Annotated in this window: 2 protein-coding genes; both read left to right on the top strand. The window is 58.6% G+C overall.

What is annotated here, in order from left to right:
* A partial coding sequence (locus GNZ13_RS17815; protein WP_172166752.1) for a cation transporter occupies nt 1–347 on the top strand: 347 nt, incomplete at its 5' end.
* Nucleotides 348–436: 89 nt separating this feature from the next.
* Entirely contained in the window at nt 437–745 is a 309-nt protein-coding gene (locus tag GNZ13_RS17810) for an acylphosphatase (protein ID WP_172166751.1), read from the top strand.
* Nucleotides 746–953: the final 208 nt, after the last annotated feature.

Genomic DNA, 953 nt, shown 5'->3' with positions numbered 1-953 from the left:
TCGCCGACGTGATTCGCCGCTTTTTGTTCGGAAGCGACCCGCTCGGCGCGGCGATGGTCGGATTTTCCCTTTTGTCGCTCTTCGTCAACGTTACGGTCCTGCGAATGCTCGCACAGTACAGGGAAGGCGAAGTCCATATGCGAGCCAGTTGGATTTGCACGCGCGCCGACGTAGTGACGAATATCAGTGTTCTTGCGTCCGGCCTGGTGGTCCTGGCGACCGGATGGCGCTATGCGGACCTGGTCGTCGGTCTTGCCATCAGCGTATACGTGGCGAAGGAGGCGATTGAAATCTGGCAGCAGTCGCGCAATTCGGGCGAAAACGATACCTCGCTTTCCGAACAATGACAGCTCTGCTATTCGTTTTGCCCCCGGGGATAGCCGAGCCGCTTTATTTAGGCGCCTTCGCAGGTGCATCAACATGATGGAGTACATGCATGGAATTCGGCGATAACGACGAGCCGCTCGAAACCCGGCTGGTACAGGTGCGTGGCGAGGTACAGGGTATCGGCTATCGGGAGGCGTGCGTACGACGCGCCCATGCACTGGGCGTCACCGGCTGGGTCCGCAACCGCATGGACGGCTCGGTGGATGCGATGGTTCAGGGCTCGTCAGAGCAGCTTGCAGAAATGTGTGCCTGGTTAAGTGAGGGCATGTCCGCCGCGCTTGTCGACAGGCTTGAGGTAACCGAGGTCTTGCCGCCGTTCGCCCGCTTCGAACACTTTGAGCGATTACCGACGTTGTAGGGACTCACGGTTTGCCGCATTGCATTCCCCCTATGCATAAGCCTGGCGTGCCAACTTTGAACGATGCCCTCTCCTCGACGTGGCGGCTCAATTTTCATTGCATGGGACGCTTCTTCGAATGCAATTGCTAATGTTGAGCAGATGACCGACGCGCGACGGCACCTACTTCTGAGAGCTGCACGGCCGCATGCAGAAACTACGCGCGAAC

It is taken from the genome of Paraburkholderia elongata, assembly GCF_013177735.1.
Lineage (GTDB): Bacteria > Pseudomonadota > Gammaproteobacteria > Burkholderiales > Burkholderiaceae > Paraburkholderia > Paraburkholderia elongata.
This window is presented reverse-complemented; position numbering and strand designations above follow the sequence as displayed.